Annotated in this window: 1 rRNA gene; it reads left to right on the top strand. The window is 53.6% G+C overall.

The features are described 5' to 3' along the window. Positions 1-10: 10 nt before the first annotated feature. Positions 11-466: ribosomal RNA gene (locus QSV36_RS10785) — 16S ribosomal RNA — on the top strand; the annotation flags it as partial.

Genomic DNA, 466 nt, shown 5'->3' with positions numbered 1-466 from the left:
AAGCAGTATTGAACTGAAGAGTTTGATCATGGCTCAGATTGAACGCTGGCGGCAGGCCTAACACATGCAAGTCGAGCGGATGACGGGAGCTTGCTCCTTGATTCAGCGGCGGACGGGTGAGTAATGCCTAGGAATCTGCCTGGTAGTGGGGGACAACGTTTCGAAAGGAACGCTAATACCGCATACGTCCTACGGGAGAAAGCAGGGGACCTTCGGGCCTTGCGCTATCAGATGAGCCTAGGTCGGATTAGCTAGTTGGTGAGGTAATGGCTCACCAAGGCGACGATCCGTAACTGGTCTGAGAGGATGATCAGTCACACTGGAACTGAGACACGGTCCAGACTCCTACGGGAGGCAGCAGTGGGGAATATTGGACAATGGGCGAAAGCCTGATCCAGCCATGCCGCGTGTGTGAAGAAGGTCTTCGGATTGTAAAGCACTTTAAGTTGGGAGGAAGGGCAGTAAG

The sequence above is a fragment of the Pseudomonas sp. BCRC 81390 genome (assembly GCF_030341915.1).
GTDB lineage: Bacteria > Pseudomonadota > Gammaproteobacteria > Pseudomonadales > Pseudomonadaceae > Aquipseudomonas.
Note: the sequence above shows the minus strand (reverse complement) of the source record. Positions and strands in the feature narration are given on the sequence as shown.